Raw genomic sequence first — 20,041 nt, 5'->3', positions numbered from 1 at the left:
CTTCGCTTTTTTGTTACTGACTGGATAGCTGCTTTTTAGAACGGGATATCGTCATCAAAGCTGTCGAAATCCGGAGCCGGCTGCGGAGCGGCCTGCTGTGGAGCTGGAGCCTGACGCGACTGCTGCGGTGCCGACTGCTGCGGGCGCGGAGCCTGCTGGCGTGGAGCCGGGGCGGACTGCTGGTAGTTATTGCCCCCGCCTTGTTGGTCGCCCTGCTGTGGACGGCCGCCGAGCAGTTGCATGGTGCCTTGCATGTCGACCACGATTTCAGTGGTGTAACGCTTGATACCGTCTTTTTCCCACTCGCGGGTCTGCAGCTTTCCTTCGATGTAGACCTGCGAACCTTTACGCAGGTATTCACCGGCGATCTCGGCCACCTTGCCGAACATCGACACACGGTGCCATTCGGTCTTCTCGACCTTCTGACCGGTTTGCTTGTCGGTCCATTGTTCGCTGGTCGCCAGACTCAGGTTGGTCACGGCGTTACCGTTAGGCAAGTAGCGAACTTCGGGATCCTGGCCGCAAGTGCCGACCAATATGACTTTGTTAACCCCACGGGCCATAACGTTCTCCTAGGCTACGCACGCTGCCCCGGCCGGGTTGTTCACCAGGCGCTCAAGGGTGGTGCGATCCAATAGTTCTGTGTCCAATTTGATGTAAATCGCCGCCTCATCAGCAACGATTACCGCATCTGTTACCCCTACGACGGCCTTCAGGCGCTCAACCAGACCCGCTTCGCGGATCGCCTCGGGCGACAACGGCAAGCGCAGGCTCGTGACATAAGGTGGTTCACGCATGGTAACAGCAAAGGCCAGCCAGAGGGCAGCCAGGCCGGCGCATCCGAGGAATACAACCGACAAACCGCCGTGCTGGAACATCCAGCCGCCGAGGATCCCTCCGAGCGCCGAACCGAGGAACTGGCTGGTGGAATAAACCCCCATCGCCGTGCCCTTGCCGCCTGCCGGTGAAACCTTGCTGATCAGCGATGGCAATGAAGCTTCCAGCAAGTTGAACGCGGTAAAGAACACCACCGTCCCGATCACCAGAGCCCGCAGGCTATCGCCGAACTGCCAGAAGAATAGCTCAGTGAGCATCAGCGTCGCGACGGCGCCGAGTAAAACTCGTTTCATTTTGCGTTTCTTCTCGCCGTAGATGATGAACGGGATCATGGCGAAGAAGGAGATCAGCAGCGCGGTGAGGTAGACCCACCAGTGCTGTTCTTTGGGCAGCCCGGCTTTTTCGACCAGGGCCAGGGGCAATGCAACGAAGCTCGACATCAACATCGCGTGCAACACAAAAATGCCCAGGTCCAGGCGCAGCAGGTCCGGATGCTTGAGCGTCGGCATCAGCGCCGAACGGGCGACGCCGGACTCACGGTGCTGCAACGGCCCTGTCGAGCGCGGCACCATGAACATGACGATCACGATGCCGAACAACGCCATGCCACCCGTGGCGAGGAACAACCCGGACAGACCGAACGCACGAGTCAGCAACGGTCCTACAACCATGGCGACAGCGAACGACAGACCGATCGTCATGCCGATCATGGCCATGGCTTTGGTCCGGTGCTGTTCGCGGGTCAGGTCTGACAGCAATGCCATCACCGCCGCGGAAATCGCTCCGGCGCCTTGCAGGATTCGTCCGGCGATCACGCCCCAGATCGAGTCGGCGTTGGCCGCCAGCACGCTACCGAGGGCGAAGACGATCAGCCCCAGGTAAATCACCGGACGACGACCGATGCGGTCGGAAATGAAGCCGAAAGGAATCTGGAAGATCGCCTGGGTCAGGCCGTAAGCGCCAATCGCCAGCCCGATGAGGGCCGGGGTCGCTCCTGCCAGATCCATCCCATAGGTCGCCAGTACCGGCAACACCATGAACATGCCAAGCATACGGAAGGCGAACACCAGGGCCAGACCGCTTGCTGCGCGGGTCTCGCTGCCACTCATGCGTTCGCTGTGGGGATCGTGCATGGAAAAACCTCATGTGAACCGGCGGCGATTCTACCAGTCCCATCGATTGACGGGGTATATCGCGACGCTTTGACGCGCTCCGCTGACAGACTCTTCATGTAAGACACCCATCCGCTCGTTTGATAGTGTGCATCCATCCAGTATTTGGCCGTATACTCCTACGTTTTCGACGCCCGCCAAGCGAGGCCACTTTGGACAAGATCCTGATTCGTGGGGCCCGAACCCACAACCTGAAGAACATCGACCTGACCCTGCCACGGGACAAACTGATCGTCATCACCGGCCTGTCCGGATCCGGCAAATCGTCCCTGGCGTTCGACACGCTGTACGCCGAAGGCCAGCGCCGCTACGTCGAATCGCTGTCGGCCTATGCCCGGCAGTTCCTGTCGATGATGGAAAAGCCTGACGTCGACACCATCGAAGGTCTGTCGCCAGCCATTTCCATCGAACAGAAGTCGACCTCGCACAACCCGCGCTCGACGGTCGGCACCATCACCGAAATCTACGACTACCTGCGCCTGCTTTATGCCCGCGTGGGTATTCCGCGTTGCCCAGATCACGACATTCCGCTGGAAGCGCAGACCGTCAGCCAAATGGTCGACCTGGTCCTCGCCCAACCGGAGGGCAGCAAACTCATGCTGCTGGCCCCGGTGATCCGCGAGCGTAAAGGCGAACACCTTTCGGTCTTCGAAGAACTGCGCGCCCAGGGCTTTGTGCGAGCCCGGGTCAACGGCAGGCTCTGTGAGCTGGACGAATTGCCGAAGCTGGATAAGCAGAAGAAGCACTCGATCGATGTGGTAGTCGACCGCTTCAAGGTGCGCGCCGACCTGCAACAGCGTCTGGCCGAGTCGTTCGAGACCGCGCTGAAGCTGGCAGACGGCATCGCCCTGGTCGCGCCGATGGACGACGAGCCCGGCGAAGAAATCATCTTCTCCGCGCGCTTCGCCTGCCCGATCTGCGGTCATGCCATCAGCGAGCTGGAACCCAAGCTGTTCTCCTTCAACAACCCGGCTGGCGCTTGCCCGACTTGCGATGGACTGGGTGTTAAGCAGTTCTTCGACATCAAGCGATTGGTCAATGGCGAACTGACGCTCGCGGAAGGCGCGATTCGTGGCTGGGACCGGCGCAACGTCTATTACTTCCAGATGCTCGGCTCGTTGGCTTCGCACTACAAGTTCAGCCTGGAAGTGCCGTTCAACGAACTGCCGGCCGATCAGCAGAAGTTCATCTTGCACGGCAGCGGGTCGCAGAACGTCGACTTCAAATACCTGAACGACCGTGGCGACATCGTCAAACGTTCGCACCCGTTCGAAGGCATCGTGCCGAACCTGGAACGACGCTACCGCGAAACCGAATCCGCCTCGGTGCGTGAAGAGCTGGCCAAGTTCCTCAGCACACAACCTTGCCCGGATTGCCGAGGTACTCGCCTGCGGCGTGAGGCGCGGCATGTGTGGGTGGGCGAGAAGACGCTGCCGGCGGTGACCAATCTGCCGATTGGCGATGCCTGTGAATATTTTGGCGTGCTGAAACTCACCGGCCGTCGCGGTGAAATTGCCGACAAGATTCTCAAGGAAATTCGCGAGCGACTGCAGTTCCTGGTCAACGTTGGCCTGGACTATTTGTCGCTGGATCGCAGTGCCGACACGTTGTCCGGTGGTGAAGCGCAGCGTATCCGTCTGGCCAGCCAGATCGGCGCAGGCCTGGTTGGCGTTCTGTACATTCTCGACGAACCGTCGATTGGTTTGCACCAGCGGGACAACGACCGGCTGCTCGGTACGCTCAAGCACCTTCGGGATATCGGCAACACGGTGATCGTGGTCGAGCACGACGAAGATGCGATTCGCCTGGCTGACTACGTGGTGGACATCGGTCCGGGCGCGGGTGTACACGGCGGGCATATCGTCGCTGAAGGTACGCCGGCCGAGGTCATGGCTCACCCGGATTCGCTGACCGGCAAATACTTGTCGGGCCGGGTGAAGATTGCAGTCCCAGCCAAACGCACGCCGCGTAACAAGAAATTGTCGCTGTCCCTCAAGGGCGCTCGTGGCAACAACTTGCGCGATGTCGATCTGGATATTCCGATCGGCCTGCTGACCTGTGTAACCGGCGTGTCCGGCTCGGGCAAGTCGACGCTGATCAACAACACTTTGTTCCCGCTTAGCGCTACAGCTTTGAACGGTGCGACGACGCTCGAAGCGGCCGCTCACGACAGCATCAAAGGTCTGGAGCATCTGGACAAGGTTGTCGACATCGACCAAAGCCCGATCGGTCGAACGCCACGCTCCAACCCGGCGACCTACACCGGGTTATTCACTCCGATTCGCGAACTGTTCGCCGGTGTGCCGGAGTCCCGCTCCCGCGGTTATGGTCCTGGACGCTTCTCCTTCAACGTGAAGGGCGGACGTTGCGAAGCTTGTCAGGGCGATGGTCTGATCAAGGTGGAAATGCACTTCCTGCCGGACATCTATGTCCCGTGTGACGTCTGCAAGAGCAAGCGCTATAACCGCGAAACCCTGGAGATCAAGTACAAGGGCAAGAGCATCCACGAAACCCTCGAGATGACGATCGAGGAGGCGCGAGTGTTCTTCGACGCAGTTCCGGCCCTGGCGCGCAAGCTTCAGACGCTGATGGATGTCGGCCTGTCGTACATCAAGCTCGGGCAATCAGCGACCACGCTGTCGGGTGGTGAAGCCCAGCGGGTGAAACTGTCCCGTGAACTGTCCAAGCGCGATACCGGCAAGACGCTGTATATCCTCGATGAGCCGACGACCGGCCTGCACTTCGCGGATATTCAGCAACTGCTCGACGTGCTGCATCGCCTGCGCGACCACGGCAACACCGTGGTGGTGATCGAACACAACCTCGATGTGATCAAAACCGCTGACTGGTTGGTGGACCTGGGACCGGAAGGTGGTTCCAAGGGTGGCCAGATCATTGCAGTTGGTACGCCGGAAGAAGTGTCGGAAATGAAGCAATCTCACACGGGCTTCTACCTCAAGCCGCTGCTGGCTCGCGACAAAGCCTGAATCAGGCCCACGAAAAAGCCCCTGTCACTTCATCGGTGACAGGGGCTTTTTTGTAGCCGCCGGAATTAGAACTGCGATTGCAGGTAATTCTCCAGACCGATCAACTTGATCAGACCCAACTGTTTCTCGAGCCAGTAGGTGTGATCTTCTTCGGTGTCGTTCAGCTGAATACGCAGCATCTCGCGGCTGACGTAGTCCTTGTGCAGCTCGCAGAGCTCGATGCCCTTGCAGAGTGCGGCGCGGACTTTGTATTCCAGGCGTAGGTCAGCGGCGAGCATCTCAGGCACGGTGGTGCCGACATCCAGGTCGTCCGGACGCATCCGCGGCGTGCCTTCGAGCATGAGGATCCGGCGCATCAGGGCGTCAGCGTGCTGCGCCTCTTCTTCCATTTCGTGGTTGATACGTTCGTAGAGCTCAGTGAAACCCCAGTCCTCGTACATCCGCGAATGGATGAAATATTGATCACGCGCCGCCAGTTCGCCGGTCAGCAACGTGTTGAGGTAATCGATTACGTCTGGGTGACCTTGCATCGCCCTACATCTCCCTGCTTGAAAGTCAGCAGTTTGAACCAAGCCGGCTGCCTGGTCACTTCGTTTGCGCGATAAAAGCGAAGAAATCCTGAGAAATGTGGCTTAAATAACGCAAAAACCGCCCAAATAAGGGCGGTTCTGCTTCTCGTTTAGACTTCGTTAAGCTGTACGTCCAACGCCGTTGCGATTGCTTCTCCGTACGCCGGGTCGGCCCTGAAAAAATGCTGCAATTGACGATCAATCACGTCGCTGGAAACCCCTGCCATGGCGCCGGCAATGTTGTTGATCAGCAGCGTTTTCTGCGCATCGCTCATCAGACGGAACAGCGCACCCGCGTGACTGTAGTAGTCAGTATCTTCGCGATGATCGTAACGATCAGCTGCACCACTCAGCGCGAGCGCTGGCTCTGCGTAGCGAGGCGCTTGTTTCGGCGAGTCAACGTAGCTGTTCGGCTCATAGTTAGGTGTCGCACCGCCATTGCTGCCAAACGCCATCGAACCGTCGCGCTGATAGCTGTTCACCGGGCTGCGAGGCGCGTTCACCGGCAATTGCTGGTGGTTGGTGCCAATACGGTAGCGGTGAGCATCGGCGTAAGCGAACACTCGACCTTGCAGCATGCGATCCGGCGACAAACCGACACCCGGAACCATGTTGCTTGGCCCGAACGCCGCTTGCTCGACTTCAGCAAAATAGTTCTGCGGGTTGCGGTTAAGCTCCAACTCGCCCACTTCGATCAGCGGAAACTCTTTCTGCGACCAGGTTTTGGTCACGTCAAACGGGTTCTCGTAGTGCGCTGCGGCCTGAGCCTCGGTCATGATCTGGATGCACACGCGCCATTTCGGGAAATCACCGCGCTCGATCGCGCCGAACAGATCACGCTGTGCGTAATCTGGATCGGTACCAGCCAGGCGCGCCGCTTCTGCTGGCGCCAGGTTTTTGATCCCTTGCTTGGTCTTGTAGTGCCATTTCACCCAGTGACGTTCGCCATTGGCGTTGATCAGGCTGTAGGTGTGGCTGCCGAAGCCGTGCATGTGACGGTAGCCATCGGGGATGCCACGGTCCGAGAACAGAATAGTGACCTGATGCAACGCCTCAGGTGAGTGCGACCAGAAGTCCCACATCATTTGTGCGCTTTTCAGATTGCTTTGCGGAAGACGTTTTTGGGTGTGAATAAAGTCCGGGAATTTGAGCGGATCGCGAATGAAGAACACTGGCGTGTTGTTGCCGACGATGTCCCAGTTACCTTCTTCGGTGTAGAACTTCAGGGCAAAGCCACGTGGATCGCGCTCGGTGTCGGCCGAACCACGCTCACCGCCCACGGTGGAAAACCGCAGGAAGGTTGGGGTTTGCTTACCAACAGATTCAAACAGTTTGGCACTGGAGTACTCGGTGATGTCCCGAGTTACGGTGAACGTACCGAAAGCACCCGAACCTTTGGCGTGTACGCGGCGCTCAGGAATGTTTTCACGGTTGAAGTGGGCAAGCTTCTCGATCAGGTGAAAGTCGTCGAGCAGCAGCGGGCCACGAGGACCGGCGGAACGGGAATTCTGGTTGTCGGCGACAGGAGCGCCACTGGCGGTCGTAAGCGTTTTATTTTGGCTCATGCGATCTTCTTCCTCTGTCAGTTTTGGAACTGCCGGCTAATCGGCTTGGGACGGAGTATTGACCATTGATCAGGAAGGCTACAAATTCATTAATTTGTGGAGATCAATAGAAAAATACTACCAACAATCCCGTTCGCATCATGACGGCATGAACCGCAGGGAAGCTTGTATAAACAGTGCGTTTTCTTACAGGCACAAAAAACCGGGCACTAGGCCCGGTTCTTCGTTTCAGACTGACGTCTTACTCAGCGGATACAGCTTCACCACCGGCAGGACGATCAACCAACTCGACGTACGCCATAGGCGCGTTGTCGCCAGTGCGGAAACCGCACTTGAGGATGCGCAGGTAGCCACCCTCACGGGTAGCGTAACGCTTGCCCAGGTCGTTGAAGAGCTTACCAACGATAGCCTTCGAACGAGTACGGTCGAAAGCCAGACGGCGGTTAGCCAGGCTGTCTGTCTTGGCCAAAGTGATCAGCGGCTCAGCAACGCGACGCAGTTCTTTAGCTTTCGGCAGTGTAGTTTTGATCAGCTCGTGCTCGAACAGCGACACTGCCATGTTTTGAAACATGGCCTTGCGGTGCGAGCTAGTGCGGCTCAGGTGACGACCACTTTTACGATGACGCATGGTTCATTCCTTACCAAACACAACGTTCGGTGATTACGACGATCAGGCAGTCGCCTTGTCGTCCTTCTTAAGACTTGCAGGCGGCCAGTTGTCGAGGCGCATGCCGAGGGACAGACCGCGGGAGGCCAGAACGTCCTTGATTTCAGTCAAGGATTTCTTGCCAAGGTTCGGAGTCTTCAACAGCTCTACTTCGGTACGCTGAATCAGGTCACCGATGTAGTAGATGTTTTCCGCCTTAAGGCAGTTAGCCGAACGTACAGTCAGTTCCAGATCGTCAACCGGGCGAAGCAGGATCGGATCGATCTCGTCTTCCTGCTCGACAACCACTGGCTCACTGTCACCTTTGAGGTCGACGAACGCAGCCAACTGCTGTTGCAGAATGGTTGCAGCGCGGCGAATTGCCTCTTCAGGATCCAGAGTACCGTTGGTTTCCAGATCAATAACCAGCTTGTCCAGGTTAGTACGCTGTTCGACACGGGCGTTTTCCACCACGTATGCGATACGGCGAACCGGGCTGAACGAAGAGTCAAGCTGCAAGCGACCGATGCTGCGGCTTTCGTCTTCATCGCTCTGACGCGAGTCTGCCGGTTCATAACCACGACCACGAGCTACGGTGAGCTTCATGTTCAGGGCGCCGTTAGACGCCAGGTTAGCGATTACGTGATCGGGGTTAACGATCTCGACATCATGATCCAGCTGAATATCGGCAGCGGTAACCACCCCCGAACCCTTCTTCGACAAGGTCAGCGTAACTTCGTCACGGCCGTGCAGCTTGATAGCCAGACCTTTAAGGTTCAACAGGATTTCAATTACGTCTTCCTGTACACCTTCGATGGCGCTGTACTCATGGAGCACACCGTCAATCTCGGCCTCGACTACTGCGCAGCCGGGCATTGAGGACAACAGGATGCGTCGCAGCGCGTTGCCCAGGGTGTGGCCGAAACCACGCTCGAGAGGCTCGAGAGTGATCTTGGCGCGGGTTGGACTGACAACCTGCACATCAATATGGCGGGGTGTCAGGAACTCATTTACCGAAATCTGCATGGATGCACCTATTTTCTAGCCCTTACTTGGAGTAGAGCTCGACAATCAGGCTTTCGTTGATGTCGGCGGACAGATCACTGCGAGCTGGAACGTTCTTGAAAACGCCCGACTTCTTCTCAGTGTCTACTTCTACCCATTCTACGCGGCCACGTTGGGCACACAGATCGAGAGCTTGGACAATGCGAAGTTGGTTCTTTGCTTTCTCGCGAATCGCGACCACGTCACCAGCACGAACCTGGTACGACGGCACGTTTACGGTCTGACCGTTAACGCTTACGGATTTGTGCGATACCAGCTGACGGGATTCGGCACGAGTAGAGCCAAAACCCATACGGTATACAACGTTGTCCAGACGGCATTCGAGCAGTTGCAACAGGTTTTCGCCAGTTGCACCTTTCTTGCCAGCAGCTTCTTTGTAGTAGCCGCTGAATTGACGCTCGAGAACGCCGTAGATACGACGGACCTTCTGCTTTTCACGCAGTTGGGTGCCGTAATCGGATTGGCGACCGCGGCGTTGGCCGTGGATACCAGGTGCTGCTTCAATGTTGCACTTCGATTCGATCGCGCGCACGCCGCTCTTCAAGAAGAGATCGGTGCCTTCGCGACGAGCGAGTTTGCATTTTGGACCAATGTAACGAGCCATTCTTTACAATCTCCTGGATTACACGCGGCGCTTCTTCGGCGGACGGCACCCGTTGTGCGGGATTGGCGTCACGTCGGTGATGCTGGCGATCTTGTAGCCACAGCCGTTCAAAGCGCGGACTGCAGATTCACGACCTGGGCCTGGACCTTTGACGTTGACGTCGAGGTTTTTCAGGCCGTATTCCAGCGCAGCTTGACCAGCACGTTCAGCAGCTACTTGAGCAGCAAACGGGGTGGACTTGCGGGAACCGCGGAAACCCGAACCACCGGAGGTAGCCCAGGAAAGAGCGTTACCTTGACGGTCGGTGATGGTCACGATTGTGTTGTTAAAAGACGCGTGGATGTGGGCGATGCCATCAACCACTGTCTTTTTGACTTTTTTACGAGGACGAGCAGCAGGTTTAGCCATGATTAATTTCCTGTCGATTCGCTGGGGCGATTACTTGCGGATCGGCTTACGCGGACCTTTACGGGTACGCGCGTTAGTCTTGGTACGCTGACCGCGCACTGGAAGACCACGACGATGACGCAGACCGCGATAGCAACCGAGGTCCATCAAACGCTTGATTTTCATGTTGATTTCGCGACGCAGGTCACCTTCAGTGGTGAACTTCGCCACTTCGCCACGCAGCTGTTCAATCTGCTCGTCGCTCAGATCTTTGATCTTTGCGGCTGGGTTTACCCCAGTCACTGCACAGATCTTCTGTGCAGTAGTGCGACCAACACCATAGATGTAGGTCAGCGAGATAACAGTATGCTTGTTATCTGGAATGTTAACGCCTGCAATACGGGCCATTCAGTGGGACTCCAATTGACAGCTACCTACGCCCCGGAAGCCAAGAAATAGGGCGCGAGATAATATCGCTGTAATAACAAATAATCAACCCGGTAGCGCACTAGCTACCGGGCTTGAAGCACAATCACACTCAGCCTTGGCGCTGTTTGTGACGCGGTTCCGCGCTGCAAATTACTCGAACAACACCTTCGCGGCGAATAATCTTGCAGTTACGGCACAGCTTTTTCACCGATGCACGAACTTTCATCACCAACTCCTCGAACCTTATGGGTACTCAGCGCAACATGCCGCTGCCGTAACCCTTCAGGTTGGCTTTCTTCATCAGGGATTCGTACTGGTGCGAAACGAGGTGCGATTGTACTTGGGACATGAAGTCCATCACAACCACGACGACGATCAGCAACGAGGTCCCGCCAAGGTAGAACGGTACGTTTGCTGCAACCACCAGGAACTGGGGCAGCAAGCACACGGCCGTCATGTAAAGAGCACCGAACATGGTCAAGCGAGTCAGAACGCCATCAATATAGCGCGCAGACTGCTCACCTGGACGGATGCCCGGAATAAAGGCACCGGACTTCTTCAGGTTTTCCGCTACGTCTTTCGGATTGAACATCAACGCCGTATAGAAGAAGCAGAAGAAAATAATCCCTGCACTAAACAGCAGAATATTCAACGGCTGACCAGGAGCGATCGACTGCGAGATGTCCTGTAACCAGCCCATACCTTCAGACTGGCCGAACCAGGCACCCAACGAAGCCGGGAACAGCAAAATGCTGCTCGCGAAAATGGCCGGAATAACACCGGCCATGTTCACCTTCAGCGGCAAGTGGCTAGTCTGCGCAGCGAAGACCTTGCGGCCCTGCTGACGCTTGGCGTAGTGAACAGCAATACGACGCTGACCACGCTCAATGAACACCACGAAACCGATAATCGCTACTGCCAGCAAACCGATGGCAACCAGGGCGAAGATGTTGATATCACCCTGACGCGCAGACTCGAAAGACTGCCCGATCGCTCTCGGAAGACCGGCGACGATACCCGAAAAAATCAACATCGAGATACCGTTGCCAACACCACGCTCAGTAATCTGCTCACCCAGCCACATCATGAACATCGCACCAGCCACAAAAGTGGATACCGCGACGAAATGGAAGCCAAAGTCACCAGTGAACGCAACGCCCTGCCCCGCCAGACCAATGGACATGCCAATTGCCTGAACGAGAGCGAGGACGACAGTGCCGTAGCGGGTGTACTGGCTAATCTTGCGACGGCCAGCTTCACCTTCCTTCTTCAACTGTTCCAGCTGCGGGCTCACGGCGGTCATCAGCTGCATGATGATCGATGCCGAAATGTACGGCATGATCCCCAGTGCAAAGATGCTCATCCGTTCCAGCGCGCCGCCGGAAAACATGTTGAACAAGCTAAGAATGGTCCCCTCATTCTGTCGAAACAGGTCCGCGAGTCGGTCCGGGTTAATACCTGGAACCGGGATGTGTGCGCCTATTCGGTAGACGATAATCGCCAGGAACAGAAAACGCAGACGAGCCCAGAGTTCAGACATACCGCCTTTGCCGAGCGCAGAGAGAGCACCTTGCTTAGCCATTTATTCCTCGAACTTGCCGCCAGCTGCTTCGATAGCCGCACGCGCACCTTTGGTGGCGCCGATTCCCTTTCCGATGGTGACAGCGCGAGTAACTTCGCCGGACAGCATGATTTTCACACGCTGAACGTTGACGTTGATCACGTTGGCATCTTTCAAGGACTGCACGGTGACGATGTCGCCTTCCACTTTAGCCAGCTCGGACAAACGCACTTCTGCGCGATCCATGGCTTTCAGGGAAACGAAACCGAATTTCGGCAGGCGACGATGCAGCGGCTGTTGACCGCCTTCAAAGCCTGGAGCAATGGTGCCACCGGAGCGGGAGGACTGACCTTTGTGGCCACGGCCACCGGTCTTACCCAAACCGCTACCGATACCACGGCCCGGACGATGCTTTTCGCGACGGGAACCCGGCGCTGGACTCAGATCATTGAGTTTCATCGATTAACCCTCGACACGCAGCATGTAGTAAGCCTTATTGATCATCCCGCGATTCTCGGGAGTATCAAGTACTTCTACAGTGTGACCGATGCGACGCAGACCCAAACCCTTAACGCACAGTTTGTGGTTAGGGATGCGGCCGGTCATGCTTTTGATCAGCGTAACTTTAACGGTAGCCATGATCAGAAGATCTCCTTGACGCTTTTGCCACGCTTGGCGGCAATGGATTCAGGAGACTGCATAGCTTTCAAACCTTTGAAAGTGGCGTGAACCACGTTTACCGGGTTAGTCGAGCCGTAGCACTTGGCCAGAACGTTCTGAACGCCAGCAACTTCGAGGACAGCACGCATAGCGCCGCCAGCGATGATACCGGTACCTTCAGAAGCAGGCTGCATGTACACCTTCGAAGCGCCGTGACCGGACTTCATTGCGTACTGCAGAGTGGTGCCGTTCAGATCAACTTGGATCATATTGCGACGAGCAGCTTCCATTGCCTTCTGGATCGCAGCAGGCACTTCACGTGACTTGCCACGGCCGAAGCCAACACGCCCTTTACCATCACCCACCACGGTCAACGCGGTGAAAGTGAAGATACGGCCGCCTTTAACGGTTTTGGCTACGCGGTTAACTTGAACCAGCTTCTCAATGTAGCCTTCGTCGCGCTTTTGGTCGTTATTTGACATAACTTAGAACTCCAGCCCAGCTTCACGAGCAGCATCAGCCAGCGCCTTGACGCGGCCATGGTACTTGAAGCCAGAGCGGTCGAAAGCCACCTGCGAGACGCCAGCGGCTTTAGCACGCGTAGCGACCAGCTGGCCAACCTTAGTGGCCGCGTCGATGTTGCCAGTGGCGCCATCACGCAGTTCTTTATCCAAAGTCGAGGCAGATGCCAGGACTTTGTTGCCGTCGGCCGAAATGACCTGGGCGTAGATGTGCTGCGACGAGCGGAACACGCAGAGACGCACGACTTCGAGTTCGTGCATTTTCAGGCGTGCTTTGCGAGCGCGACGCAGTCGAGTAACTTTTTTGTCGGTCATTTGCTATGCCCTACTTCTTCTTGGCTTCTTTACGACGGACGACTTCGTCCGCGTAGCGCACACCTTTGCCTTTGTACGGCTCTGGTGGACGGAAGTCGCGGATCTCGGCGGCCACTTGACCTACCAGCTGCTTATCGATACCCCGGATCAGGATGTCGGTCTGGCTAGGAGTCTCAGCGGTGATGCCTTCCGGCAGTTCATAATCCACTGGGTGCGAGAAGCCAAGAGCCAGGTTCAGCACTGTGCCTTTTGCTTGCGCTTTGTAACCAACACCGACCAGCTGGAGCTTGCGCTCGAAGCCTTGGCTTACGCCTTGGACCATGTTGTTTACCAACGCACGAGTGGTACCAGCCATTGCGCGAGTTTGTTGATCGCCATTGCGAGCAGCGAAACGCAGCTCACCAGCTTCTTCAACGATCTCAACGGACGAATGGATGTTCAGTTCGAGAGTGCCCTTGGCACCCTTCACCGAAAGCTGTTGGCCTGCGAATTTTACTTCGACACCGGCTGGCAGCTTAACGGGGTTCTTAGCGACGCGTGACATGCTTATCCCCCCTTAGAACACAGTGCAAAGAACTTCGCCGCCGACACCGGCAGCGCGCGCAGCACGATCCGTCATCACACCTTTGTTGGTGGAGACGATAGACACACCGAGACCGCCACGAACTTTTGGCAGATCATCGACGGACTTGTACTGACGCAGGCCTGGACGGCTAACGCGCTTCACTTCTTCGATAACCGGACGGCCTTCGAAGTACTTCAGCTCGATGGACAGCAGTGGTTTGATTTCGCTGCTGATCTGATAACCCGCAATGTAACCTTCGTCCTTCAGGACTTTGGCAACAGCTACCTTCAAAGTAGAAGATGGCATGCTTACGACGGACTTTTCAGCCATCTGGGCATTACGGATTCGAGTTAGCATGTCCGCTAACGGGTCCTGCATACTCATGGGCTAGACGCTCCTAATACAAAAAAATTAGCCTTGCGGCTACTACTTGTCGCCGAGCTCATCCATGCGGAAAAAGCACGGGCTCAGGCGAGCCGGGTATTCTAGACACACCCCACAAATGAATCAAGCCCCAAAAGGGGCTTGATTCAAGTTCAAGGTCACCGGTGGTCAGGATCTTGCGATCCCGAGCACCGAGACTTTGATAGTGCTTACCAGCTGGCTTTAACCAGACCAGGTACGTCACCACGCATTGCAGCTTCACGCAATTTGTTACGGCCGAGGCCGAACTTGCGGTAAACGCCGTGTGGACGACCGGTCAGGCGGCAGCGGTTACGCATGCGCGAAGCGCTTGCGTCACGTGGCTGCTTCTGCAGAGCTACTGTAGCTTCCCAACGCGCTTCTGGACTTGCGTTCAGATCAACGATGATAGCTTTCAGTGCTGCACGCTTTTTGGCGTACTTGGCAACCGTGAGCTGACGCTTCAGCTCGCGGTTTTTCATGCTCATCTTGGCCATTTTCCTACTCCAATCAGTTGCGGAACGGGAATTTGAAAGCACGCAGCAGCGCGCGACCTTCATCATCGTTCTTGGCAGTGGTGGTCAGGGTAATGTCCAGACCGCGGAGAGCATCGATCTTGTCGTAGTCGATTTCCGGGAAGATGATCTGCTCTTTAACGCCCATGCTGTAGTTACCACGACCATCGAAGGACTTGGCATTCAGGCCGCGGAAGTCGCGGACCCGAGGCAGGGAGATCGACAGCAGACGATCCAGGAATTCGTACATACGCTCACGGCGCAGAGTCACTTTGACGCCGATCGGCCAACCTTCACGGACTTTAAAGCCAGCGATGGATTTCCGAGCGTAAGTCACAACGACTTTCTGACCGGTGATCTTTTCCAGGTCGGCAACAGCGTGCTCGATGACTTTCTTGTCACCGACCGCTTCGCCCAGACCCATGTTCAGGGTGATTTTTGTAACGCGTGGAACTTCCATCACGTTCGAAAGCTTAAGTTCTTCCTTAAGCTTCGGTGCGATTTCCTTCCAGTAAATCTCTTTTAGTCGTGCCATGGTCTTCTACCTAGCAGTGTTCAAGCATCAACCGCTTTTTGGGTCGACTTGAAGACACGAATTTTCTTGCCGTCTTCTACTTTGAAACCAACGCGGTCAGCCTTGTTGGTTTCGCCGTTGAAAATGGCGACGTTAGAAGCGTCCAGTGGAGCTTCTTTTTCGACGATACCGCCTTGTACGCCCGACGCCGGGTTAGGCTTGGTATGACGCTTAACCAGGTTCAGACCACCAATAACCAGACGGTTATTAGCGAGAACCTTAAGCACCTTACCGCGCTTACCTTTGTCTTTGCCGGCGATCACGATGATCTCGTCGTCACGACGAATCTTTTGCATGTCGGATCTCCTTACAGCACTTCTGGGGCGAGCGAGACGATCTTCATGAACTTCTCAGTACGAAGTTCACGGGTCACTGGCCCAAAGATACGGGTGCCGATCGGCTCTTGCTTGTTGTTCAGAAGAACAGCAGCGTTGCCATCAAAGCGGATAATGGAGCCATCAGCACGACGTACGCCGTGACGAGTGCGGACTACAACAGCAGTCATCACTTGGCCTTTTTTCACTTTACCGCGAGGAATTGCTTCCTTCACGGTAACTTTGATGATGTCACCGATACCAGCGTAACGACGATGGGAGCCACCCAGCACCTTGATGCACATAACACGGCGAGCGCCGCTGTTATCGGCCACATCGAGCATGGATTGAGTCTGAATCATATAATTTCTCCGACCCCTAGTCCTTAGACTTCCACAGCGCGTTCGAGAACATCAACCAGCGCCCAAGACTTTGTCTTGGCCAAAGGACGAGTTTCACGAATAGTGACTTTGTCGCCGATGTGGCACTGATTGGTTTCGTCGTGCGCGTGCAGCTTAGTCGAACGCTTAACGTATTTACCGTAGATCGGGTGCTTAACGCGACGCTCGATCAGAACGGTGATGGTCTTGTCCATTTTGTCGCTGACAACACGGCCAGTCAGCGTACGGACGGTTTTTTCGGCTTCAGCCATGATTACTTACCTGCCTGCTGTTTGAGCACAGTCTTCACGCGAGCGATGTCACGCTTAACTTGCCGGAGCAGGTGAGACTGCCCCAACTGGCCAGTTGCTTTCTGCATGCGCAGATTGAACTGGTCGCGCAGCAGGCCGAGCAGTTGCTCGTTAAGCTGCGGCGCGTCTTTTTCACGAAGTTCGTTCGCTTTCATCACATCACCGTCCGTTTAACGAAGGCAGTGGCGAGCGGCAGCTTTGCAGCAGCCAAGGCAAAAGCCTCACGCGCCAGCTCTTCAGTAACACCCTCGATTTCATACAGGACTTTACCTGGCTGAATCTGGGCAACCCAGTACTCCACACTACCCTTACCTTTACCCATCCGAACTTCGAGTGGCTTTTTGGAAATAGGCTTGTCCGGGAATACACGGATCCAGATCTTGCCGCCACGTTTAACGTGACGGGTCAGAGCACGACGCGCTGACTCGATCTGACGAGCGGTGAGACGACCACGAGCTACAGACTTCAGCGCGAACTCGCCGAAGCTGACTTTGCTACCGCGCTGTGCCAGACCACGGTTGTGGCCTGTCATCTGCTTGCGGAACTTCGTACGCTTTGGTTGCAACATTTGGCGTACCCCTTACTTAGCAGCTTTTTTACGAGGCGCTGGTGCTTGTGGTTTCAGTTCTTCTTGGCGACCACCAATTACTTCGCCTTTGAAGATCCAAACCTTTACACCGATCACACCGTAAGTGGTGTGAGCTTCGTAGTTGGCATAGTCGATGTCGGCACGCAGGGTGTGCAGTGGCACACGACCTTCGCGATACCATTCAGTACGTGCGATTTCAGCACCGCCGAGACGACCGCTCACTTGGATTTTGATGCCTTTGGCACCAATGCGCATGGCGTTCTGTACAGCGCGCTTCATAGCGCGACGGAACATTACGCGACGCTCCAGCTGCTGAGCTACGCTCTGCGCAACCAACATACCGTCGAGTTCCGGCTTGCGGATTTCTTCGATATTGATGTGCACAGGCACACCCATTTGTTTGGTCAGGTCCTGACGCAGTTTCTCAACATCTTCACCTTTCTTCCCGATAACAATACCTGGACGAGCGGTGTGGATGGTGATACGTGCAGTCTGAGCCGGACGATGGATATCGATACGGCTTACGGACGCGCTTTTTAGTTTGTCTTGGAGATACTCACGCACCTTCAGATCAGCGAACAAATAGTCCGCATAAGTCCGACCGTCTGCGTACCAGACGGAGGTGTGCTCCTTGACGATTCCCAGGCGAATGCCAATGGGATGTACTTTCTGACCCATCTCTTCGACTCCGTTACTTGTCAGCAACCTTGACAGTGATATGGCAAGACCGCTTGACGATGCGATCAGCACGGCCTTTGGCACGTGGCATGATTCGCTTCAGCGAACGCCCTTCGTTGACGAAAACGGTGCTGACTTTAAGGTCATCAACGTCTGCGCCTTCGTTATGCTCGGCGTTGGCTACGGCCGACTCCAGCACTTTCTTCATGATCTCGGCGGCTTTCTTACTGCTGAAAGCCAACAGGTTGAGCGCTTCGCCCACCTTCTTCCCGCGGATCTGGTCGGCGACCAAGCGGGCTTTCTGGGCGGAGATTCGAGCGCCCGACAACTTAGCGGCTACTTCCATCGTTCCTTACCCCTTAACGCTTGGCTTTCTTGTCTGCCACGTGCCCACGATATGTGCGGGTACCGGCAAACTCGCCTAGTTTGTGGCCGACCATGTCTTCGTTCACGAGAACTGGAACATGTTGACGACCGTTATGCACTGCAATGGTCAAACCGACCATTTGTGGCAGGATCATCGAACGACGCGACCAGGTTTTAACTGGTTTGCGATCGTTCTTTTCCGCCGCCACTTCGATCTTCTTCAGTAGGTGAAGATCAATAAAAGGACCTTTTTTCAGAGAACGTGGCACTGTCGTATCCCTCTATTTACTTGCGACGACGGACGATCATTTTGTCGGTACGCTTATTACCACGAGTCTTCGCGCCCTTAGTCGGGAAGCCCCATGGCGATACCGGATGACGACCACCAGAGGTACGACCTTCACCACCACCATGTGGGTGGTCAACCGGGTTCATGGCAACACCACGAACGGTTGGGCGAACGCCACGCCAGCGTTTGGCACCAGCTTTACCCAGCGAACGCAGGCTGTGCTCGGAGTTCGAGACTTCACCCAAGGTCGCGCGGCATTCAGCCAGCACTTTACGCATCTCACCAGAACGCAGACGCAGGGTCACGTAGACACCTTCACGAGCGATCAGCTGAGCCGAAGCACCAGCGGAACGAGCGATTTGCGCGCCTTTACCTGGCTTCAATTCGATGCCGTGTACGGTGCTACCAACTGGAATGTTACGCAGTTGCAGAGCGTTGCCCGGCTTGATCGGTGCCAGAGCACCTGCGATCAGCTGGTCGCCAGCACTCACGCCTTTAGGGGCGATGATGTAGCGACGCTCGCCATCTGCGTACAGCAGCAGAGCGATGTGAGCAGTACGGTTGGGATCGTATTCAATACGCTCGACAGTGGCAGAGATGCCATCTTTGTCGTTGCGACGGAAATCGACCAGACGATAATGCTGCTTATGGCCACCACCGATGTGACGAGTGGTAATACGACCATTGTTGTTACGACCACCAGTCTTCGATTTTTTCTCGAGCAGCGGTGCGTGAGGAGCGCCTTTATGCAGCTCCTGGTTGACCACCTTGACCACAAAACGGCGGCCAGGGGAAGTCGGTTTGCATTTAACGATTGCCATGATGCACCCCTTCCTTACTCAGCACTGCTGCTGAAATCGAGATCTTGGCCTGGCTGAAGGGAGATAACTGCCTTCTTCCAGTCATTACGCTTGCCCAGACCGCGAGCAGTGCGCTTGCTCTTACCCAGAACATTCAGGGTAGTAACACGCTCTACTTTCACGCTGAACAGGCTTTCGACGGCCTTCTTGATTTCCAGCTTGGTTGCGTCAGTTGCAACCTTGAAAACGAACTGGCCTTTCTTGTCAGCCAGAACCGTAGCCTTCTCGGAAACGTGCGGGCCAAGCAGAACTTTAAATACGCGTTCCTGGTTCATCCCAGCAGCTCCTCGAATTTCTTCACGGCCGACACGGTGATCAACACCTTGTCGTATGCGATCAGACTAACTGGATCGGAACCTTGCACGTCACGTACATCAACGTGTGGCAGGTTACGAGCAGCCAGGTACAGGTTCTGATCAACTACTTCAGACACGATCAAGACGTCAGTCAGGCCCATGCCGGTCAGTTTGTTCAGCAGATCTTTGGTCTTCGGTGCATCAACAGCGAAGTCCTGAACCACAACCAGACGATCAGTACGCACCAGCTCAGCAAGGATGGAACGCATTGCTGCGCGATACATCTTCTTGTTCAGCTTCTGGGTGTGATCCTGAGGACGAGCTGCGAAAGTGGTACCGCCGCCACGCCAGATTGGGCTACGGATAGTACCGGCACGAGCACGGCCAGTACCTTTCTGACGCCATGGGCGCTTACCGCCACCACGAACGTCGGAACGGGTCTTTTGCTGCTTGCTACCTTGACGGCCGCCGGCCATGTAGGCCACGACTGCTTGGTGAACCAGCGTCTCGTTGAATTCGCCGCCAAATGTCAGTTCGGAAACTTCGATCGCTTGAGCGTCATTTACATTTAATTGCATGTCAGC

Annotated in this window: 31 protein-coding genes; 1 reads left to right on the top strand and 30 read right to left on the bottom strand. The window is 55.8% G+C overall.

Going from position 1 to position 20,041, the window contains the following annotated elements; genetic code table 11:
• Nucleotides 1-35: 35 nt before the first annotated feature.
• A complete protein-coding gene (locus tag JFU47_RS20580; RefSeq protein ID WP_016969466.1) occupies nucleotides 36-563 on the bottom strand; it encodes a single-stranded DNA-binding protein in 528 nt (175 codons plus the stop codon).
• Nucleotides 564-572: 9 nt separating this feature from the next.
• Nucleotides 573-1,970 (bottom strand): MFS transporter, encoded by a 1,398-nt coding sequence (locus tag JFU47_RS20575; RefSeq protein WP_140680775.1) that lies wholly within the window; start codon nucleotides 1,968-1,970, stop codon nucleotides 573-575.
• 191 nt (nucleotides 1,971-2,161) lie between these two features.
• Here JFU47_RS20575 and uvrA point away from each other — a divergent pair, with 191 nt between their 5' ends.
• Nucleotides 2,162-4,996, top strand: coding sequence for an excinuclease ABC subunit UvrA (uvrA, locus tag JFU47_RS20570; RefSeq protein ID WP_123365586.1), 2,835 nt, complete (start codon nucleotides 2,162-2,164; stop codon nucleotides 4,994-4,996).
• A 65-nt stretch (nucleotides 4,997-5,061) separates the two neighbouring features.
• Here uvrA and bfr read toward each other — a convergent pair whose 3' ends face one another.
• From bfr to rplD, 28 genes are all read right to left on the bottom strand, one after another.
• A complete protein-coding gene (bfr, locus tag JFU47_RS20565) occupies nucleotides 5,062-5,526 on the bottom strand; it encodes a bacterioferritin (protein ID WP_140680771.1) in 465 nt (154 codons plus the stop codon).
• 149 nt (nucleotides 5,527-5,675) lie between these two features.
• Nucleotides 5,676-7,130 carry a catalase gene (locus JFU47_RS20560; protein WP_201185309.1) on the bottom strand — a complete coding sequence of 485 codons (1,455 nt, stop codon included), beginning with the start codon at nucleotides 7,128-7,130 and terminating at the stop codon, nucleotides 5,676-5,678.
• Nucleotides 7,131-7,371: 241 nt separating this feature from the next.
• On the bottom strand, nucleotides 7,372-7,758 hold the full coding sequence (gene rplQ / locus JFU47_RS20555) for a 50S ribosomal protein L17 (protein WP_008145500.1): 387 nt from the start codon (nucleotides 7,756-7,758) through the stop codon (nucleotides 7,372-7,374).
• A 42-nt stretch (nucleotides 7,759-7,800) separates the two neighbouring features.
• Nucleotides 7,801-8,802 (bottom strand): DNA-directed RNA polymerase subunit alpha, encoded by a 1,002-nt coding sequence (locus JFU47_RS20550; RefSeq protein ID WP_003186012.1) that lies wholly within the window; start codon nucleotides 8,800-8,802, stop codon nucleotides 7,801-7,803.
• 22 nt (nucleotides 8,803-8,824) lie between these two features.
• A complete protein-coding gene (rpsD, locus tag JFU47_RS20545) occupies nucleotides 8,825-9,445 on the bottom strand; it encodes a 30S ribosomal protein S4 (RefSeq protein ID WP_003210056.1) in 621 nt (206 codons plus the stop codon).
• 18 nt (nucleotides 9,446-9,463) lie between these two features.
• Nucleotides 9,464-9,853, bottom strand: a complete 390-nt coding sequence (rpsK, locus tag JFU47_RS20540) for a 30S ribosomal protein S11 (RefSeq protein ID WP_002555466.1) — start codon at nucleotides 9,851-9,853, stop codon at nucleotides 9,464-9,466.
• Between the two features lie 30 nt (nucleotides 9,854-9,883).
• On the bottom strand, nucleotides 9,884-10,240 hold the full coding sequence (gene rpsM / locus JFU47_RS20535; RefSeq protein WP_003186020.1) for a 30S ribosomal protein S13: 357 nt from the start codon (nucleotides 10,238-10,240) through the stop codon (nucleotides 9,884-9,886).
• Between the two features lie 130 nt (nucleotides 10,241-10,370).
• Nucleotides 10,371-10,487 carry a 50S ribosomal protein L36 gene (rpmJ, locus tag JFU47_RS20530; protein ID WP_002555468.1) on the bottom strand — a complete coding sequence of 39 codons (117 nt, stop codon included), beginning with the start codon at nucleotides 10,485-10,487 and terminating at the stop codon, nucleotides 10,371-10,373.
• Nucleotides 10,488-10,514: 27 nt separating this feature from the next.
• Nucleotides 10,515-11,843, bottom strand: coding sequence for a preprotein translocase subunit SecY (gene secY / locus JFU47_RS20525; protein WP_003228718.1), 1,329 nt, complete (start codon nucleotides 11,841-11,843; stop codon nucleotides 10,515-10,517).
• On the bottom strand, nucleotides 11,844-12,281 hold the full coding sequence (gene rplO, locus JFU47_RS20520) for a 50S ribosomal protein L15 (protein WP_007896782.1): 438 nt from the start codon (nucleotides 12,279-12,281) through the stop codon (nucleotides 11,844-11,846).
• Nucleotides 12,282-12,284: 3 nt separating this feature from the next.
• Nucleotides 12,285-12,461 carry a 50S ribosomal protein L30 gene (gene rpmD / locus JFU47_RS20515; RefSeq protein WP_003186033.1) on the bottom strand — a complete coding sequence of 59 codons (177 nt, stop codon included), beginning with the start codon at nucleotides 12,459-12,461 and terminating at the stop codon, nucleotides 12,285-12,287.
• Nucleotides 12,462-12,463: 2 nt separating this feature from the next.
• A complete protein-coding gene (gene rpsE, locus JFU47_RS20510) occupies nucleotides 12,464-12,964 on the bottom strand; it encodes a 30S ribosomal protein S5 (protein WP_007943782.1) in 501 nt (166 codons plus the stop codon).
• 3 nt (nucleotides 12,965-12,967) lie between these two features.
• The gene (gene rplR, locus JFU47_RS20505) at nucleotides 12,968-13,318 is read right to left on the bottom strand and encodes a 50S ribosomal protein L18 (RefSeq protein ID WP_003186037.1); all 351 of its coding nucleotides are present in this window, start codon (nucleotides 13,316-13,318) and stop codon (nucleotides 12,968-12,970) included.
• Between the two features lie 10 nt (nucleotides 13,319-13,328).
• Complete coding sequence (rplF, locus tag JFU47_RS20500; RefSeq protein WP_007896774.1) at nucleotides 13,329-13,862, bottom strand: 50S ribosomal protein L6; 534 nt, start codon at nucleotides 13,860-13,862, stop codon at nucleotides 13,329-13,331.
• A 12-nt stretch (nucleotides 13,863-13,874) separates the two neighbouring features.
• On the bottom strand, nucleotides 13,875-14,267 hold the full coding sequence (rpsH, locus tag JFU47_RS20495; protein ID WP_003186040.1) for a 30S ribosomal protein S8: 393 nt from the start codon (nucleotides 14,265-14,267) through the stop codon (nucleotides 13,875-13,877).
• A gap of 209 nt (nucleotides 14,268-14,476) precedes the next feature.
• Complete coding sequence (gene rpsN / locus JFU47_RS20490) at nucleotides 14,477-14,782, bottom strand: 30S ribosomal protein S14 (protein ID WP_003176414.1); 306 nt, start codon at nucleotides 14,780-14,782, stop codon at nucleotides 14,477-14,479.
• A gap of 13 nt (nucleotides 14,783-14,795) precedes the next feature.
• Nucleotides 14,796-15,335, bottom strand: a complete 540-nt coding sequence (gene rplE / locus JFU47_RS20485) for a 50S ribosomal protein L5 (protein WP_003176415.1) — start codon at nucleotides 15,333-15,335, stop codon at nucleotides 14,796-14,798.
• A 20-nt stretch (nucleotides 15,336-15,355) separates the two neighbouring features.
• Nucleotides 15,356-15,670, bottom strand: coding sequence for a 50S ribosomal protein L24 (rplX, locus tag JFU47_RS20480; protein WP_008145498.1), 315 nt, complete (start codon nucleotides 15,668-15,670; stop codon nucleotides 15,356-15,358).
• 11 nt (nucleotides 15,671-15,681) lie between these two features.
• On the bottom strand, nucleotides 15,682-16,050 hold the full coding sequence (rplN, locus tag JFU47_RS20475) for a 50S ribosomal protein L14 (protein ID WP_002555479.1): 369 nt from the start codon (nucleotides 16,048-16,050) through the stop codon (nucleotides 15,682-15,684).
• Between the two features lie 23 nt (nucleotides 16,051-16,073).
• Nucleotides 16,074-16,340, bottom strand: a complete 267-nt coding sequence (gene rpsQ / locus JFU47_RS20470; protein ID WP_003176419.1) for a 30S ribosomal protein S17 — start codon at nucleotides 16,338-16,340, stop codon at nucleotides 16,074-16,076.
• A gap of 2 nt (nucleotides 16,341-16,342) precedes the next feature.
• Nucleotides 16,343-16,534: a 50S ribosomal protein L29 gene (rpmC, locus tag JFU47_RS20465; RefSeq protein ID WP_008030901.1), complete on the bottom strand. Its 192-nt coding sequence runs from the start codon at nucleotides 16,532-16,534 to the stop codon at nucleotides 16,343-16,345.
• Nucleotides 16,534-16,947, bottom strand: a complete 414-nt coding sequence (gene rplP / locus JFU47_RS20460) for a 50S ribosomal protein L16 (RefSeq protein ID WP_008145497.1) — start codon at nucleotides 16,945-16,947, stop codon at nucleotides 16,534-16,536. Before rplP ends, rpmC begins: the two co-directional genes overlap by 1 nt.
• A gap of 12 nt (nucleotides 16,948-16,959) precedes the next feature.
• Nucleotides 16,960-17,646, bottom strand: coding sequence for a 30S ribosomal protein S3 (gene rpsC, locus JFU47_RS20455; RefSeq protein ID WP_003176422.1), 687 nt, complete (start codon nucleotides 17,644-17,646; stop codon nucleotides 16,960-16,962).
• A gap of 13 nt (nucleotides 17,647-17,659) precedes the next feature.
• Nucleotides 17,660-17,992: a 50S ribosomal protein L22 gene (gene rplV, locus JFU47_RS20450; protein ID WP_003103908.1), complete on the bottom strand. Its 333-nt coding sequence runs from the start codon at nucleotides 17,990-17,992 to the stop codon at nucleotides 17,660-17,662.
• Nucleotides 17,993-18,005: 13 nt separating this feature from the next.
• Complete coding sequence (gene rpsS / locus JFU47_RS20445; RefSeq protein ID WP_002555486.1) at nucleotides 18,006-18,281, bottom strand: 30S ribosomal protein S19; 276 nt, start codon at nucleotides 18,279-18,281, stop codon at nucleotides 18,006-18,008.
• 16 nt (nucleotides 18,282-18,297) lie between these two features.
• A complete protein-coding gene (rplB, locus tag JFU47_RS20440; RefSeq protein WP_003176423.1) occupies nucleotides 18,298-19,122 on the bottom strand; it encodes a 50S ribosomal protein L2 in 825 nt (274 codons plus the stop codon).
• 14 nt (nucleotides 19,123-19,136) lie between these two features.
• Nucleotides 19,137-19,436 (bottom strand): 50S ribosomal protein L23, encoded by a 300-nt coding sequence (rplW, locus tag JFU47_RS20435; protein WP_002555488.1) that lies wholly within the window; start codon nucleotides 19,434-19,436, stop codon nucleotides 19,137-19,139.
• The gene (gene rplD, locus JFU47_RS20430) at nucleotides 19,433-20,035 is read right to left on the bottom strand and encodes a 50S ribosomal protein L4 (protein ID WP_007896707.1); all 603 of its coding nucleotides are present in this window, start codon (nucleotides 20,033-20,035) and stop codon (nucleotides 19,433-19,435) included. The genes rplW and rplD overlap by 4 nt, the downstream gene beginning before the upstream one ends.
• Nucleotides 20,036-20,041 lie beyond the last annotated feature (6 nt).

The sequence above is a fragment of the Pseudomonas sp. TH39(2020) genome (genome assembly GCF_016650715.1).
Classification (GTDB): Bacteria; Pseudomonadota; Gammaproteobacteria; order Pseudomonadales; family Pseudomonadaceae; genus Aquipseudomonas; species Aquipseudomonas mandelii_C.
The sequence above is the reverse complement of the archived record's forward strand: the minus strand, read 5'-3'. Positions and strand labels throughout refer to the sequence as shown.